General features: G+C 44.0%; 14 protein-coding genes. 6 read left to right on the forward strand and 8 right to left on the reverse strand.

Annotation, left to right across the window (positions count from 1 at the left end; translation table 11 throughout):
* Positions 1-77: 77 nt before the first annotated feature.
* The 6 genes from pepN to AAA952_RS11535 form a co-directional block, all read right to left on the reverse strand.
* Positions 78-2711 (reverse strand): aminopeptidase N, encoded by a 2634-nt coding sequence (pepN, locus tag AAA952_RS11510; RefSeq protein ID WP_338257144.1) that lies wholly within the window; start codon positions 2709-2711, stop codon positions 78-80.
* Positions 2712-2967: 256 nt separating this feature from the next.
* Positions 2968-3561, reverse strand: coding sequence for a penicillin-binding protein activator LpoB (gene lpoB, locus AAA952_RS11515; RefSeq protein ID WP_173246506.1), 594 nt, complete (start codon positions 3559-3561; stop codon positions 2968-2970).
* Between the two features lie 69 nt (positions 3562-3630).
* Positions 3631-5034 (reverse strand): COG3014 family protein, encoded by a 1404-nt coding sequence (locus AAA952_RS11520; RefSeq protein ID WP_113939848.1) that lies wholly within the window; start codon positions 5032-5034, stop codon positions 3631-3633.
* The gene (def, locus tag AAA952_RS11525) at positions 5034-5591 is read right to left on the reverse strand and encodes a peptide deformylase (protein ID WP_338257147.1); all 558 of its coding nucleotides are present in this window, start codon (positions 5589-5591) and stop codon (positions 5034-5036) included. The genes AAA952_RS11520 and def overlap by 1 nt, the downstream gene beginning before the upstream one ends.
* Positions 5592-5656: 65 nt before the next feature.
* A complete protein-coding gene (locus AAA952_RS11530) occupies positions 5657-5869 on the reverse strand; it encodes a SlyX family protein (RefSeq protein WP_198573842.1) in 213 nt (70 codons plus the stop codon).
* 9 nt (positions 5870-5878) lie between these two features.
* On the reverse strand, positions 5879-6829 hold the full coding sequence (locus AAA952_RS11535) for a WD40 repeat domain-containing protein (protein ID WP_173246498.1): 951 nt from the start codon (positions 6827-6829) through the stop codon (positions 5879-5881).
* 154 nt (positions 6830-6983) lie between these two features.
* On the opposite strand from AAA952_RS11535, the gene fkpA reads away from it, so the two are divergent.
* The 6 genes from fkpA (at position 6984) to katB (ending at position 14218) form a co-directional block, all read left to right on the forward strand.
* Entirely contained in the window at positions 6984-7751 is a 768-nt protein-coding gene (gene fkpA / locus AAA952_RS11540; protein ID WP_105250047.1) for an FKBP-type peptidyl-prolyl cis-trans isomerase, read from the forward strand.
* Between the two features lie 618 nt (positions 7752-8369).
* On the forward strand, positions 8370-10982 hold the full coding sequence (gene exeM / locus AAA952_RS11545; protein ID WP_338257153.1) for an extracellular exonuclease ExeM: 2613 nt from the start codon (positions 8370-8372) through the stop codon (positions 10980-10982).
* 109 nt (positions 10983-11091) lie between these two features.
* On the forward strand, positions 11092-11547 hold the full coding sequence (locus AAA952_RS11550) for a hypothetical protein (RefSeq protein ID WP_338257154.1): 456 nt from the start codon (positions 11092-11094) through the stop codon (positions 11545-11547).
* A gap of 105 nt (positions 11548-11652) precedes the next feature.
* The gene (locus AAA952_RS11555; RefSeq protein WP_028761594.1) at positions 11653-12090 is read left to right on the forward strand and encodes a PaaI family thioesterase; all 438 of its coding nucleotides are present in this window, start codon (positions 11653-11655) and stop codon (positions 12088-12090) included.
* A gap of 82 nt (positions 12091-12172) precedes the next feature.
* On the forward strand, positions 12173-12415 hold the full coding sequence (locus tag AAA952_RS11560) for a YgjV family protein (RefSeq protein WP_028761593.1): 243 nt from the start codon (positions 12173-12175) through the stop codon (positions 12413-12415).
* 327 nt (positions 12416-12742) lie between these two features.
* Positions 12743-14218 (forward strand): catalase KatB, encoded by a 1476-nt coding sequence (gene katB, locus AAA952_RS11565; RefSeq protein WP_338257158.1) that lies wholly within the window; start codon positions 12743-12745, stop codon positions 14216-14218.
* Between the two features lie 115 nt (positions 14219-14333).
* Here katB and norW read toward each other — a convergent pair whose 3' ends face one another.
* Both norW and norV read right to left on the reverse strand, forming a co-directional pair.
* On the reverse strand, positions 14334-15500 hold the full coding sequence (gene norW / locus AAA952_RS11570) for an NADH:flavorubredoxin reductase NorW (protein WP_338257160.1): 1167 nt from the start codon (positions 15498-15500) through the stop codon (positions 14334-14336).
* Positions 15493-17022, reverse strand: coding sequence for an anaerobic nitric oxide reductase flavorubredoxin (norV, locus tag AAA952_RS11575; RefSeq protein ID WP_338257162.1), 1530 nt, complete (start codon positions 17020-17022; stop codon positions 15493-15495). Before norV ends, norW begins: the two co-directional genes overlap by 8 nt.
* Positions 17023-17133 lie beyond the last annotated feature (111 nt).

A 17133-nucleotide genomic window follows, 5' to 3' on the forward strand; every position in this document is an offset into this window, starting at 1 on the left:
GTTTAAGACTCATCTGTAACAGAGCATAAAAAAGGGACTCCTAGGAGCCCCTTGTTCATTTTAAAATGACCTAAATATTAGTGGGTCATCTTATTTTTGATCAGCACACAACGCTGCTCTATTTGACGGGTTTCCAGTAGATTACGGCGGGTAAGGTTAGATAGCCCAGTTTGGCGATCAAGTACTTTGTCCAATGCCGCTATGCTAGTGTAATTACAATCGGTTGGGATGAGGAAATGGCTATAATTACGCATAAATACTGGCCCTTTTTTGTCCATATCCATTAAGCTCGCCAGACGCTCTTCCGCTGTAGCTGCGCTTAATAGTTTTTGCTCAGCAGGATAAAGATTTTGCATAATAATCCGCTGTTTGGAGAAAGGCAGGCTGTCTAGATGGACTTTACTTAACCAACGACGTTTTGCGGCCGCTTCAGGGCGGATCACTTGTGCCGCAAGTGCCGCTTTTTCGCCAGAGTCTGAATTATCCTTGGCAGCTTCTTTGGTTAAGCGCTGCAGCGCGTTAGGAAAATCATAGCGATTAAGCTGGGTGATGATTGCCCATCGTAAATCTTGATCTAAAGTTAACCCCTTAATTTTTGTTTCACCGTCAATGAGTTGTGCTAAATGACGCAGTGAATCTCTGTCGCTTGCTAAACTGACATAGGCATTGAACCAGATCCGTTGGAAGTCATTATCGCCTTTATTTTCCATTGCTTTTCTCAGACTCATTTGGCTTAAGCCTTTAATTGCATTTTCAGCGTAGTTTTGCTGAATAGGGGCGATCTGCGCGAGATATTCCTTCGAGCGCAACATGCTATCGATGATCTGACCAACAATCGTGTAGTCCGTCTCAGCTGGCGCGTTAACAAACACTGTGCTTAGGTATTGATCTAAGCTCAATTTACCTTCGCGGACGCTGTCCCACAGACTTTGCCACAGCATAGATCGCAGTAGTGGATCGGAAATGTTACTCAGTTGTTGTTTTGCGGTATTAAATGACTTGTCATCAAGCTCGACTTTCACAAAGCCCCAATCATCAAAGTTTGGATAGACTAGGTCTGGGCAGCGCTCACCAATCAGTTGTCTAACTTCGGTACGCTCGCCTTTGTAAGTCACTGGCACTGTAATGTCATTTCGCAGATCAAAGCGACCTTGGGTAAATAGAGCCACTTGGACTTTTTGTTCACGTAATGTGGGTAGCTCTGCGCTTGCAGGGAACTGCCGTAGGCTAAATTCGCTGATACGGTTGCCCTCACAACGATATTCCGCCTTGATGGTGTTAACACCCGCGCTGTAGAGCCATTCTTGAGTCCATGCACTTAAATCGCGGCCAGCGGCTTTCCCTAGGCTATTGATAAAATCGTCTAGCTCAGCGTTTTGATAACTGTATTGTTTTAAATAGTTACTGACGCCACGACGAAACACCATGTCCCCGAGTAAATGGCGTAATTGTTTCAGCGTTGATGCGCCTTTTTGGTAAGTGATAGCATCGATATTGTCAAAGGCGTTCTGGGTTGTTGCTACGGGTACTTCAATGGGGTGCGTGGTGACTAAGCTGTCCTGCTCATAGGCTTTTTGCTTGCCTTTAGCGTAGAAGGTACGCCAAGCATTAGTGAACTCTGTGGCTTCTTGAGTCGCAAGTGTGCCCATAAATGAAGCAAAACTTTCATTTAACCACAAGCCGTTCCACCATTTCATGGTGACGAGATCGCCAAACCACTGGTGCGCCATTTCGTGCATGATCACGCCCGCAAGATTTTGCTTCTGATCCGCTGTCATAGCCGCTTTATGAAGGAAGATATCTTCGGAAAAGGTCACTGCGCCCGCGTTTTCCATCGCGCCATAAAGGAAGTCTGGCACTAGAATTTGATCGTATTTCTTAAAGGGGTAAGGAATACCAAAGTAATTATCGAAAAAAGTTAACCCTTGTTTCGTATAGGTAAACCAATCTTGCTCCGTGACTTGGTTAGCAACGGATTGGCGGGCGAACAGGCGCATAGGATAGCGGCCTGAGTTGTCTTGCCACATGTGATAAGGGCCCGCGTGCATTGAAAAGTTATATGGGCTTAGCTTAGGTGTTTGTGGGAAAGTCCAACGATTGTAAGCACCCGCTGGGGTGATTTGGCTTTCACGCATTGAGCTAATGACTTGCCAGTCTTTGGGCGCTGTTACCGTAATTTGATAGTTAGCCTTGAGATCCGGTTGGTCGAATACTGCGAACATCTGCTGAGCAGCAGCGGGTTCAAAATGAGAGTAGAGGTAGACCTTGCCATCGATTGGATCTTTAAAACGGTGTAAACCTTCACCATTGGTGCTGTGGGCACGGCTAAATTGCACTTCTATGGTATTTTCACCTGAGGTGAGTAAACGCGTATTTAAGCTGATGTAAGCGCCATTGTAATTGGGGTATACGGCGGTACCGTTGATGATAAAGCGTTTTATCTGCGCCTTGTTTAAATCTAAGCTCAGTTGTTTTGGCACTTCACTTAATTGAAATGTCACTTTGGAGGTGGCGGAAAACTCGGCATCCCCTGTGAGCTGAAAATCCAAGTCATAGTGAATATCGGAGATGACCTGCGAGCGAAGCGCAGCCTGATATTGGCTAATATAAGCGCTAGCATCACGTGGACCCGTATTGAGTGTACTTTGGGTTGCACACGACATTAATGTGCCGCAGGTAAGGGCAACGAGACTGGCTTTAAACAAGTTCACAACTTAAATCCTTCAGCGATTTGTTTTGTTTTCTGCTTGGATGTTTGCATTCAATATCGTGTGTGTAGGTTTGCCTTTGTGGCAAATTATCCCTCGCGCCAGCGCCAATTTTGAGCATCATCATCGCAGTGTATTTTGGCCGAGTACACTACCTTATTTACCTTGGATTACCAATGTTAAAAATGTAAAAAAAAGCCAGCGTTAACGCTGGCTTCTTGAGATTACTGTTTGGCAGAATTAAGTGCCAATAGGACAATTACATGCCTAAGAAAGACTTAGACTTCATCTTACGGATTTCTTTTTCATCAGACCATTCGATAAGGCCTGTTTCTAAATCCATTAAACGCATTGTCATCTTATAGTAGACGTCTTTAGTGCTACCGTCTTGCTTCACTATGCTAGATAAATTGCCATATAACATGTATTGAGCGCCAATTTGACGACCAAACTTGATGGCGGTTGATGGGTCAACCATGCCAGTGTTGTTTTGGTAATCCAGTTGTTTACGGACTGAATCTACTTTAGTCATGTCGATAAAACGGAACTTGCCTGAGCGCAATAATTTGTTACTGATAGAGTCAGTGACAGACTCAGTGTCGATATGTTCTGAGGTTTTGTTTTTGATGCTGTCAACAAATAAAATCGGGCGGTCATTGGCAGTTATTGCCACGATAGGAGGGAAAGTCATCATGCTATCCACCATCTTAGCTGCAATAGCTTGTAGATCCGTCGAGCCAAAGTTCTCATTGACGGTTTCAACTTCTGTGGCATCGCCATATTCGACTTTAGATTGACATGCAGCTAGACCCATAACGGCAGCCAGTACAAAAATCAGTTTAAATTGTTTCATAGTCAGTTCCATTTTGTGATTGTATAAACTTAATGACACACGTCTTATTCAAATACCACAACCGCTAGGCTAAATGATTATTGAATAAATTCGGGTGTAATTACCAGTATCAATTGCCCAGACTAAGGTGGTTTTGCCTGCTGCAACATCAATTTTAGCCGGTGGCGCTTTGTCTAACTGCAAAGTGTATTCACCTGCACTCAAATAACGCCGCCCGATCTGTGCTTGTTTAGGGAGCGTCAGCCAACTACGACGATCCGCTTGTTCTGTTACTACGTTAAAAATCTGCATCGCTATACTGCCAATATCGGCAGCATTGTTCCCTGGTTTGCCACTCTTCTCAATCTGATAGGCCATCTCAGATTTAGCATAGACCCTAGCGACTTGACGAACTAGCGTCGCGGGCAGATCTTCCTTGAGTGCTGTGATGGCTAAGGCATCGATATTGGCAATAGGTTCAGTTTTCAGCACTGTACCTAAACCTTGCACTTGCGTCTCTGGCACAAAAGTATTGTTTGGCATGTAGGTAGCGAGTGATACTGTCTGCCAGTTACCATGGATAGTAAAAGGTACCGTGAGAGCTTGTTTTGCTGGCACAAAGCCGCGCTCGACCATCAAAATTACTTGGCCATCTTTGGGATTGGGCAACTTAGCATCGCCCCAACGGCGCTTAAACTCATCATACTGTGGCATACCGAGTTGCTTGGCGAGGCGGACCAGATCTTGCTGTAAATAGGTGTTATCTGGAGTGATTTGTGCTGCTTTACGATAATCGATATAGGCATCGTTCGGCTCACCCAGCACTTCGTGCAGTACGCCAGTGGTGTAATAACTGTAAGCGTTTAAGAAAGAACTGGTGACAGTGCCCGCGGCTTGTCCTAGTTTGTTAACCTCGGCATCTATGGTGCCGTTTGCCATGGCTTGAACTGACTTTTGTGATTTTTGATAGCGTTCTTGCTCGCTGCTCTGTAGTTCGTTACTGCGACGAACTTCGACTAGAGCCCCCTGATAGTCGCCACTAAACAAATAGTTAAGAGCTTGGTATTGGTGCAGCATAATGCGTTCATACCCAGGGCCTCGGTACGGAATCGCATTGTCGTTTAACACTAAGCTGCTGGCTGTTGCGCCAATGTCACTAACGCTGACTTTGGCCTTATCATCAAAGGCGGTATAAGCATCTACTGCTTGCTGATAATATTTTTTACTGGCAGCAAAATCGCCGGCGACTTGAGCAATTCGTCCCGCTTCTTGGGCATAGAGTAAGCCGTCATTGCCATTGATATTACTGGCAAGTTTGTCGATATCGGCCATGGGAGTCGCACTATTAAGCTCTTGTTTGAGTGGTTCAATCTGCGCAGGATAATTAATAAAAATACTGTTATAAGCGCAGCCCGATAAGTTTAAAACCAATCCCATTGCCAAGGTTGGCGCAATAAATGCACGAGAAAAAGGTGTAACGAAGGACAGTTTCATTATTGCGCTTCACCTTTTTTGATGGATTGGGCTGAAATCGCCTGAGTCTGTTCTGGCATAAGTGAACGCTCGAGTAATGTGATCCCTTGAAGGTGATCAAATTCATGTTGAAAAATCCGTGCAATAAAGCCCGTTAATTCGGTTTGTTGCCACTCGCCTTGTAAATTTTGATAGCGTACTTCAATGGTTTGATGTCTTTGTATCGTAAATCTTTGCCCCGGTACAGATAGGCAGCCTTCTTCTCCGCTAACCAACTCACTTGATGCATTAATGATTTGCGGATTAACCACGACCACAGGCGCCACATTAGGCGCGTCGGGATAACGCTCATTAGGGCGAGAAGCCATAATAAATAAGGCTAAAGGGCTGTGAACTTGGGGGGCTGCGATACCAACGCCATTGGCAGCGTCCATGCTGGCAGACATTTGCTCGGCAAGATGCACGAGCTCTGCATCGAAATGGTGCACTGTTATTGCAGTCTGCCTTAGAATGGGTTCACCCACTAACGCTATGGGTAATAGAGTTGGGGTTTCTTTTGGCATTAAATGTTTAAACATCGCATTCCCTGGATATTTTGCAGTAACTGTTTTTTTAATCAAAGTTAACATCTAAAGCGTCAGTGTTAATAATGTGGTGGTGGCGTTTCTTCAGCCTGAGTCGCCATATTACTCGGTTCCATGTCCTGCAACTTACCAATTAACATGTGAATTTGGTGTTGCTGGTGAGCCACCAGTCGATTTAATTTGATGACCTCTTGGTTTAATTCTTCGACTGTGAGCTCTTGAAAAGCCAATTTGGTTTCTAGATCTTCAATCTGTACTTGTACGCCTTGCATGGCTAACCTCTATTTCTGCCAAGTTTCAACTAAGCCTTGGCTACTGATACTAACGACTTTATTGGTATCTCGAATTGCCACAGAGTATACAACGGCTCCTCGATTTTGGCTGTTTTTAGTGAGTGCAACCTGCCATTTTTCAATTTGTTTACCCGAGTCACGTTGCCAGAGTATAACTTCCCGCGCTGGCGTACCTGTTAATAGCTGGCTGTCTTGTTTGATAAACCTCACCGCTGAAAAGTTCATTTGGCGACGGGTAATATCCAGCTTATTTAACAGCTTACCGCTTGTGTTATCCCAGATTTTTGCTTCATCTGTGCTGCCATTGGTAAAACTTAAACTACCACTGTCGTTGAGTGCCACTTTGGTTATACGGCTGCCGAGTGTCCACGTATGAAGCGGTTGGCCAGTTTGTGCCTGCCAGAGAATCGCCTGCATATCATTTGACCCCGTTAATGCTAATCGGCCATCAGCAGAGAGGGCAACACTATTGACGCGCTCTTTGTGTCCAAGAAATTTGATTAAGGCAGATTTTTCGGCATTAAGCGACATGACTGAACCATCATTTAAACCAATAAGTAGTGCGCCATTATCGGCTACCGCGACACTTTCACCGGATGAAGGTAAGGACCACCAGCCCAAAGGCTTACCGTCGGCTATTTTCCACATAGCAACTGAATCTCGGCTTAACGATGCTGCAAATATCCCGTTGGGAGAAATCGCTGTACCTGTGACGCCAGTATTAATATCGCCATGTATCCATTGGTATTTGAGGGTGTGGGTACTAAGATCCCAACATTGAACTCCACTACTTTGAGTGGCAACTAAGGCGAATTGCCCATTACTTGATAGGCTCGCGCTATAGCTGGGCTCTGTTGTGAGAACACTGATATCTTCTGCTTTGGGGTGGCAAGCGATTAGAAAAACTGTGCAAATTACCAGCAGTAGATTTTTCTTCATGAACTTGCTCCCTAAGTTGTTGTCTTTAGACTTGATCAAGTGACATTAATCACTGTTAACCCATAAAGAATCTAGTTGGTATAACCGAGATAACTAGTATAAAGTTGTCACGCTTAGGTTATTGTAACCGCTTGAGGATGCTGAGGAAGCTTTAATGAAATCGATTTATAAATTATCGTTAGTTGCATTGGCTATTATTGGCCTATCTGCTTGTAATCAAGAAGAAAAAGCAGCTACGAGTACAAATGTTGAATTAACGACTGAAGCTCAAAAAGAAGCTTACAGTGTAGGCGCTTCAATCGGTCGTTATATGTCTGGCCATATCAAAGAGCAAGAAGAATTAGGCCTGCCAGTTGATCGCACTCTGATCGTCACTGGTTTCACTAATGGTCTGAATGACCAATTAAGTTTAACCGAAGAAGAAATGCAAACCATTCTTCAAGGTCTAGATAAAAAGTTAAACGATAAACGTCAGGAACAAGCAACAGCGATTTCTGCGAAAAATATCGAAGATGGTAAAAAATTCCTTGAAGAAAACAAGGTTAAGCCTGGTGTAGTGACAACTGAGTCTGGCTTACAATATGAAGTATTAACTCCAGGCACGGGTGAAAAGCCTGCCGCAGAAGACACTGTAGAAGTGGATTATGTCGGTACTTTACTTGATGGTACTGAGTTTGATAGTTCTTATAAACGCGGCGAAGCGGCTAAGTTCCCTTTGAATCGCGTTATTCCAGGTTGGACTGAAGGCGTGCAATTAATGCCTGTTGGCGCTAAGTACAAGTTTGTGATCCCATCAGAATTAGCCTATGGCGTACGTGATACTGGTACTATTCCACCAAACTCTACGTTGATTTTCGAAGTTGAGTTGAAATCAATCGAAAAAGCTTCTGCGGCGCCAGTAGCTGAACCTGCTAAAAAGTAATTGATTAGCTGCGACGTGTAATACGCCGCTATTGAAAATACCGCTCCTAAATGAGCGGTATTTTTTTGTCTGTAAAATTCGCATTATTGTTTTAATATTGAGCTCACTATCTTACAGTCGTTGGTTCTCAGACTGGCTTTATGTTTCATTTTTATACCCATCATCAACATTAATCTGCTGCAATAACCAAGGGTATAAATCATCCACTTTAGCAGCTTGACTGTTATGTTTATTTCAAAATAATGAATGCTAAATTAAGTTTTAATTATATCCATTACCTTTTAAGGACCCGTGTTCCTTATATATTATTGGGTATTGCATACCGAATAATATCATCAAAATATCACATTAAAATATTGATTATTATTTGAGCGGGACACTAGATGCTTTGAGCTTATGTGTATTGCTCTTACTGTTTGTTTTTACATGGCTAATACTTTTGATTTACCATCCTGTTCTGTTAGGTGAACAGTGAGGTGTCTATAATTAGTTACTCATCAATGTGTTACATTGGCAATGTGCGATCTTGCCCTCTTTTTTTACGCATTCAACTCTGAAATAATCCGCTCGCACGTTAATAGAAGTTAGCGGCAATATTATAATAATGGGGTTGATGATATGGATAATGTTAATAAATTAACGGCTATTTCTTTAGCTGTTGCAGCGGCTTTGCCTATGATGGCAAGCGCAGATGTGATGATCACCGAATATGTTGAAGGTAGCTCAAATAATAAAGCGATTGAACTGTATAACAGCGGCGATACGGCAATTGATCTCGCGGGTTATAAACTGGTTCGTTATAAAGATGGTGCTACTGTTGCGTCGGATATGGTGGCTTTAGGTGGTCAAACTATTGCGGCAAAATCGACAAAAGTTATTTTAAATACTAGCGGTACTATTACTGTTGCTCAAGGGGTTGATAGTTACTCTGGTAGTTTAAGTTTTAATGGCGGTGATGCGGTTGCCTTAATGAAAGATGATGCAGTCATCGATATTATTGGTGATGTGCCGACGCCAACGGGTTGGGGATTAGACGTTACCTTAAAACGTAAATTAGATGCGTTAGTGGCGAATACAGTATTTAATGCCGCCCAGTGGGAACAATTACCTAAAGATACCTTCTCTGGTTTAGGTTCACTAGAAACGCCTGCTGAGCCAGAAGTGCCGCTCTTTAGCTGTACTGGCGCTAAAATTGTGCCTATTTATCAAGTACAAGGTGCGGGCGAGTCGAGCCCATTTGTACCAGCAGGGGCATTCGAATCTGAAGCCGAAGTGACTGTGCGTGGCGTAGTGACTGCCCGTGGTGAAAGCTTGTTTAAAGGTTTTTACTTACAAGAAGTTAAGGGTGATAACTCACCGTATACCTCTGATGGTGTATTTGTATTCTTAGGTGAAGCTGCACCTGAAGCGATTCAACCTGGGGTTGAAGTGTGTGTGCAGGGTAAAGTGAAAGAATACTTTGGCTTAACTCAAATCGATATTAAAGCCGATAAGAAATTTGATGTTGGCGCTAAGGGTGAAGTCCCTGTTGCCGCACCTTTCTATGTGGCCGATGGCGAAACTTTAGCGCAAGCATTAGAGCGCTATGAAGGCATGAATGTGGCCTTAGATGCGGGCAGCGATCTTAAAATCAGCCGCACCTTCAGCTTCGACTATGCGGGTAGTCGCAATAACATGCTAGTGTCATATCAAGCACCTTTGATGAAGCCTACACAGCTGTATCCAGCGCTTTCTGCTGAAGCAACGGCATTAGTTAAATCTAACCGCGAAAACCAACTCTTTATCGAATCCGATTACAAGCCTGCCAATGGTGTTATTCCATACTTCCCTGATTTCAATGTGGAAACGGGTTACATCCGTGTTGGCGACCAACTGACTAACCTGCAAGGTGTGATTGGTTATAGCTACGGCGCTTATCGTTTAGTGGCGACTAATACTATTACAGCGGGTGATTTTATCCGTGGTGACGATAGAACCGAAGCCCCAAGTGTTGCAACTAAGGGTGATCTGCGCGTGGCTAGCTTTAACGTGCTGAACTTCTTTAACGATGTTGATGGTGGCGATACCAATCCATCAGGCAGTAACCGTGGCGCTCTAACGCTGGAAGAAATGGTGCTACAACGTACTAAAATCGTTAGCGCTATTACCGCCATGAATGCCGATATCGTCGGTTTGATGGAAATTGCTAACAACGGTTTTGGTGAGAAGAGTGCGATTAAGGATTTAGTCGATGCACTAAATGATAAGCAGACGCCTGAAAACGCCTATAGCTTTGTTGAAATCACCGATGCTGATAAGTATGACGGCAAGTACTTTGGCACAGATGCGATCACTGTCGGCATGTTATACCGTGGTGGTAAAGTGACTTTAGCGGGGGCCGCACAAGTTATCGGTACTCCAGAACAGCACGCCAGTGCTGGCAGCGTGACTCGCACAAAAGATGGCAAAACTGAGACTAACCCTGGCAATGATGCTTATCAACGTCACAGCTTAGCGCAAACCTTTAAAATCCATGATGAGTCTCTGACCGTAGTCGTTAACCATTTGAAATCTAAAGGCTCAGGTTGTTTAGAAGATTGGGTTAACTTCGAAGAGTCAGTTGATCCTGCCGATCAACAGGGCAAGTGTAATGCTTTCCGCGTATCTGCAGCCAAAGTCTTGGGTGAAACGCTAAAAGACGTGAAAGGCGACTTACTGATCATCGGTGATATGAATGCCTATGGTATGGAGGATCCTATCCGTGTACTAACCGACTTCGATGCGAGCAAGTCAGAGCGTGACATCCTGACCGCTTCGTGGACGACGCTCGACGGCAAAGTGTTTGAGCGCCAAGGCAGCAAGATTGAAAAAGGTTATGGCTTTATCAACTTGAACACGAAAGCCCACGGTGCAAGCACTTTCTCTTATAGCTATAACGGCGAGTTAGGTAACTTAGATCATGCTTTAGCCAATGCTAGCTTAGCCAAACGTTTAGTGGATATTGAAGATTGGCACATCAACTCAGTGGAATCTAATCTGTTTGAATACGTTAAGAAGTTCTCTGGTGATCTGGCTAAATCTGAAAATGCTTTTTCTGCATCGGATCATGATCCTGTGATTGTTGCTTTAAGTTATCCTGCGCCAGTAGTGCCGCCAAAACCTGAGCCAAAGCCTAAAGATGATGGCGGTGCTTTAGGTTATTTAGGTTTAGCACTGATGTCCTTGTTTGGTTTGCAGCGTCGTCGCCGTTAACCTGTATATGGGGTTAACTCAAAGTGCAATTTGTGAGCTAGACTGAAACAAAGGGATGGTTAACCATCCCTTTTTTATCTTTTTTTTTCAGTTTTTATTAGGAGTGAGTATGGATACCACCTCAAATCCGCTGAAAACCATGAATATCAAGGCGCCACTGTGGTTTTACTTTGTCGCAACGCTCAGTTTGTTGTGGAATATCATGGGGCTGATGGCTTTTGTGATGCAAATGACTATGACGCCAGATGCACTCGCACAGATGAGCCCAGATCAAATTAAACTCTATGAAACAACGCCAATTTGGATTGATGCTGTGTTTGGCTTTGCCGTGGTTTCAGGGGTTCTAGGATGTTTATTATTGTTATTCAGAAAATTAATTGCTTATAAAGTGCTGGTCGCCTCGCTTATCGCTATTTTGTTGCAAATGACCTATGTATTTTGCATTCAGCAAGCGGCTGTGGTGCTAGGAGCCGACGCGTTAATTATGCCAAGTGTAGTCGTGGTGTGGGGATTATTTCTTGTCTGGTTTAGTCAGCTAAGTACCACTAAATCTTGGTTAGTTTGAGCCTTATTTTTGCCGATATTGATGTGACCAGCTAAGAGTAAACTAGTTGAACTTCATCCACTTCACAGTAAACTGCTGATTGGTTTTATTGACTAGGAAGTTGCAATGAGTATTTGGTTTAGAGCTGTAACGTTAGAGGATTGCGCGCGTTTAGACGCAGGTATGGGTGGCAAAGGCACCTTGATGCAGACTTTAGGAATTGAGATCAGTGAGATTGGCGACGATTACATGAAGGCCACTATGCCAGCCAGTCCGGCGGTGCATAACCCTTTGGGCATAGTGCATGGTGGCGCGAATGTCGCGCTTGCTGAAACCGTTGCTAGCTATGCGGCAAATTTCGCGGTGGATTTTGAGCAGTACTATTGTGTCGGTCAAGAAATTAACGCTAACCACTTACGGGCTTCCCGTAATGGGGTATTAACCGCCACGGCTAAGCCTATCCACTTAGGGAAGCGCAGCTCTGTATGGGAGATTTTAATCCACAACAGTGCGGGTGAACTGACTTGTATTTCACGGATGACGGCGGCTGTCGTTAAACGCTAAATGCAATGAGCCAGCTTATTACCTGTGGTGTGATTGGCGTATCAATCGTTTGATTTAAATAATATATAGATAAGGATTGGATATGGATAACGCTACAATTTGGGAATGGGTTGGTTATTTAGCTTCAGTGGTCGTTGCAATATCACTGATGATGTCAAACATTAAGAAACTGCGCTGGTGGAATCTCATTGGTGCGGCTTTATTTGTGGCCTACGGTGTGGCAATTGGGGCTTATCCTGTTGCCTTAGTTAACTTTTTTATCGTGCTGATTGACACTTATTATTTGGTTAAGCTTTATCGTGAAGCCGACTTATCCAGCAGTTAATGGCAGTGTATCAGCTTAACTCCGCTTTCTCGCACCGCACTTCGCTCCATTGTCCTGAGCAGCTATTTGGTTTTTCAACAGCATCTTAAGTGATGTGAGCGGACCATTGGCTGTGAGTCCGTGTAATTCATTAACTGTCTTGCTAAACTCATTTTTAATCTTTTTTTTAGATTGTATGAATCTAGTTTAATCGTTTTATTCTCAAGTGGTAATTCTCTATTCTTGCTCTATCGACAACACGTCGCCAGCCAAGGAGATAAACCATGGCCACCATTTACGATTTAATTGAAACCTGGTTAACCAGCAATCAAGACTAAGGAGCAGGGCATGAGTCAACAACATCAAACAAGTCAGTACTTAACGAGCCAAAACAGCGCCCCAGTGGCCGACGATCAAAACTCACTGTCGGCGGGTGAACGTGGTCCTCTGCTATTACAAGATTGGCATTTAATTGAAAAGTTAGCCCATTTCAACCGTGAGCGTATTCCTGAGCGTATCGTGCATGCTAAAGGTACTGGGGTTTATGGCACATTTACGCTGACTAAAGATTTAAGCGATTACACCATTGCTGACCATTTCAATGGTGCTGGTAAGCAAACCGAAACCTTTATTCGTTTCTCAACCGTAGGTGGAGAAATGGGTTCTGCCGATGCAGAGCGCGATCCACGTGGCTTTGGTTTACGTTTTTATACTGCCCGTGGTAATCACGATATTGTGGGTAACAATACGCCGACCTTTTTCTTGCGAGATGGAATTAAGTTTCCAGACTTTATCCATACGCAAAAGCGTAATCCTAAGACCAATTTAAAAGATCCGCAGGCTATGTGGGACTTTTGGTCATTGAACCCAGAAGCTATGCATCAAGTGACCATTTTGATGTCGGATCGTGGTATTCCGGCGAACTACCGTCAAATGCACGGTTATGGTTCACACACTTTCTCGCTGTGGAATGCCAAGGGCGAGCGTTTCTGGGTGAAGTTCCACTTTAAATCGCAGCAAGGCGTGGTCAACTTAACCAATGAACAGGCTGATAAATTAAAAGGGATTGATCCCGATTCATCACAGCGCGATATGGTGGTTGCTATTACTGATGGTAACTTCCCGCGTTGGACGGTTAATGTGCAGATTATGCCTGAGGCAGATGCCAATACTTACCATATCAATCCATTTGATTTAACTAAGGTTTGGCCGCATAGCGACTATCCATTACTTGAGATTGGTGTATTAGAACTGAATCGTCTGCCACAAAACTATTTTGCTGAAGTTGAGCAAGTGGCATTAGCACCTAGTAATTTGGTCCCAGGCGTCGGGGCTTCACCAGACAAGATGTTACAAGCGCGTTTATTTGCCTACGCCGATGCGCAGCGTTACCGCATTGGTGCTAATTACAACCAATTGCCAGTAAACTGCCCGCATGCCGCTAAGGCAAATCACCATCAACGTGCAGGTGCGATGGCGGGCACACAATGCCCTTATCATGGCAGTCAAACTGGTGGCGACGCTTCGGTAAACTATGGCCCGAACAGCACTGCTGATGCCTTGGTTGAGCCAGTAAACTTTAGCGAACCACCATTGCGTTTAGAAGGTGAAGCGGCGCGTTATAGTCGTTATAACCAAGACGATTATACCCAAGCGGGTAATTTGTATCGCATCTTCTCTGAAGCTGAGAAAGCGCGCCTAGTGGCAACAATTTCGGGTTCATTAAGTCAAGCGAGTTTAGATGTGCAGCAACGTATGGTGGCGCATTTTACTCAAGCCGATGCGGATTACGGACAACGTATTAAACTGGCATTAGGTCTTTAAACTATTGCTGTTGCGAATGTTTGAATAATAGTAGAAACGATAAAACTGAGTAGAAAGCCTCTACTCAGTTTTTATTATCAGCGACAATAATATTAACATTCTCGTTAATGTGCTCTTAGGCCGCGATGAGTGCCGCGTTAGGGCTATTTAGCTGCTTTAACAATCCAAATGCTTGCTGCATTTTATCCTCGGTTACGATAAATCCTATAATTTTTTCATCCACGTCGAATGCTTTAATACAACTTCCTTGAGCATCAATATCGACTTGCCAGCGATGGACGCCATTCACTGTTATACCGCTGAGTTGCATAGGTAACAGTGGCGTTTTCACTTTAATGAGCATGGCGGGAAAATTCACTGCTGTCGGTTGGTTCAGTAATGTGTTCGCCAGCGCATTGGCGCTCAGTAACGCAGGTTGCAAATAGGCCCTATTTTGGCCGTTGATTTGGGCGCAATCACCTAGCGCATAAATATGGGCATCGTTGGTTTGTAAGCATTCGTTAACGACGATACCTTTATTGACCTCTAGCCCCGCATGCTGGGCAAGTTGATAGTTAGGGATCAGTCCGGCTGCACAGATAACCGCATCACAAATAAACCGCTGGTCATTATCTAGGCACACAAAGATACTGCCATCTTGGTGTTGCAGTTGGCTGACTCGGGTTTGCAATTGCACTGTGACGTTATGCTGCGTTAGTACAGCGGTCAGTTTGTGGCTTAACATCTCGGGTAGCATATTCGGCATTAAGCTCGCTTGTGGATCGACCAAAAACACTTGCTTACCTGCAGTTGCTAAGTCCATTGCCAGTTCAACTCCGACCAAACCAGCACCGATAACCAGTACTCTCCTCGCGCGATGGAGGTCTGCTTCGCAGGCCTGATACTCCATTAAGCTGTTAACTGTGTGGATGATATCGACGCCATCCCCCTCTATAGGCGGAATAAAGGGTCGTGCACCCGTGGCAAGCACTAATTTTTTGTACGCAATTTCGCGTCCTTGATGGCAACAGACTACCTGACGAACTTTATCTATTTTTATGACTTCACAGTGATTTATTACATCAATTTGTTGCTCATGTGCAAATTCAGTCGCGGTCAATTTTATGAGGTCTGACGCCATTTTTTTAAGGCTAAACACATGGCTTAAATCTGGTTTATGGTATTCGTCACCAGAGTCGGCTGTGATAACTGTAATCGGTTGTTCGCGGTTTAAACGTCGTAGTGTTTTGACTAGCTGATATGCCGCGAATCCACTGCCGATAATGACGATTGGCTTAGGCATTAGTCACCTCATTTTTTATGACAGCGAAAACGCTTTTACCTAGGCCACATTCGGGACAGAGGAAGTCTTCGGCCACTTGAGTCCAAGGTGTGCCAGCAATGACATCTTGATTAGGTTCTCCTTTTTCAGGGTCGTAAACCCATTGGCAAACGGTGCAAGTCATTGATTGTGTATCATTTAATTCGCACGCTTTTGTTGCAATAGGTGCAGTCATAGGGACGTTATTAGTAGCAGTATTTTTAGCTATTTGACTGGCTGTGGTGGCTTGGTTAGGTTTTGACATGACTTGATTAATGATAGAGCGACTATTCGCGCTATCGAGGGGACGCAATGCCCATTCTCGCGCGATTCGCTGGCCGTGCTGACGGCATTCTTGCATCGCATCACGATCGGGACGCCATTTGACTTTTAATCCCACCGAGGTTTCGAAACCAGCATCCATCAAACGAGTGTGAATTCTATCGACTGCGCCGCCATTCCAGCCATAACTACCAAAAGCTGCCGCCTTTTTATTGCGAAAACGCAGGCCCGTAATTTCTTCAAGCATGGCGGCAATTTTAGGCATCATCACATTATTCATGGTGGATGAGCCGACTAAAATACCTTTTGACCTAAATGCCTGTGCAAGGATTTCGTTTTTATCATGACGTGCGACGTTATACACTTTTACCGCTACATTGGGGTCAACATCATGGATACCTTGAGCAATACCGTCGGCCATCATGCGAGTATTATTGGACATAGAGTCGTAGAAAATCGTGATGCGGTCTTCTTGATAAGCGTCGGCCCAAGCTAAATATTGGTGAATAATTTGGGCTGGATTATCACGCCACACAATGCCATGTGAAGTTGCGATCATATTTACAGGTAAATTAAAGCTTAATACTTCGTGAATTTTAGCCGTCACTAGGCTGCTAAAGGGCGTTAAAATGTTTGAGTAGTACCGTAGGCATTGCTCCATTAATTCATTTTGATCAACCTCATCATTGAATAAATGTTCGTCGCAATAGTGTTGGCCAAAGGCATCGTTACTGAATAAAACCGCATCTTCGGTGAGGTATGTCATCATGCTATCTGGCCAATGCAACATAGGTGCTTCGATAAATATCAGTTGCTTACCATTGCCTATCGCTAAACTATCCCCTGTCTTTACGGTAATGAAATTCCATTCTGGGTGGTGGTGATGTCCTACAATGGAGTCGACCGCATTTTCACTGCAGTAAATTGGAGTGTTAGGAATTTTGGCCATTAATGCAGTCAGGGCGCCTGAGTGGTCTTCCTCTGCATGGTTCATCACAATATAGTCTATGTCGGTTAAATTAATTTCAGCTTCAAGATTTTGTAAGAATTGCTGGCTAAACCGATGATCAACTGTATCAATTAACACGGTTTTTTCTTCACGGATAAGGTAGCTATTGTAGCTTGTGCCTTTAGTTATCTTGTACTCAGTACCATGAAAATCTTGCACTTCCCAATCGCGTTGACCCACCCAGTGGATATTGTTTTTTACATGAATAGTCATAAATACACCTGTGATAATTAATAATGAATACGCTACGTAAATCTTGCTTATTTAGTTAAATCTCTTATTGCACTCACTATGCCAATATTCTAAGGTATTGATTTTTATTTA

This window comes from Shewanella sp. M-Br, assembly GCF_036245925.1.
Taxonomy (GTDB): domain Bacteria; phylum Pseudomonadota; class Gammaproteobacteria; order Enterobacterales; family Shewanellaceae; genus Shewanella; species Shewanella oncorhynchi.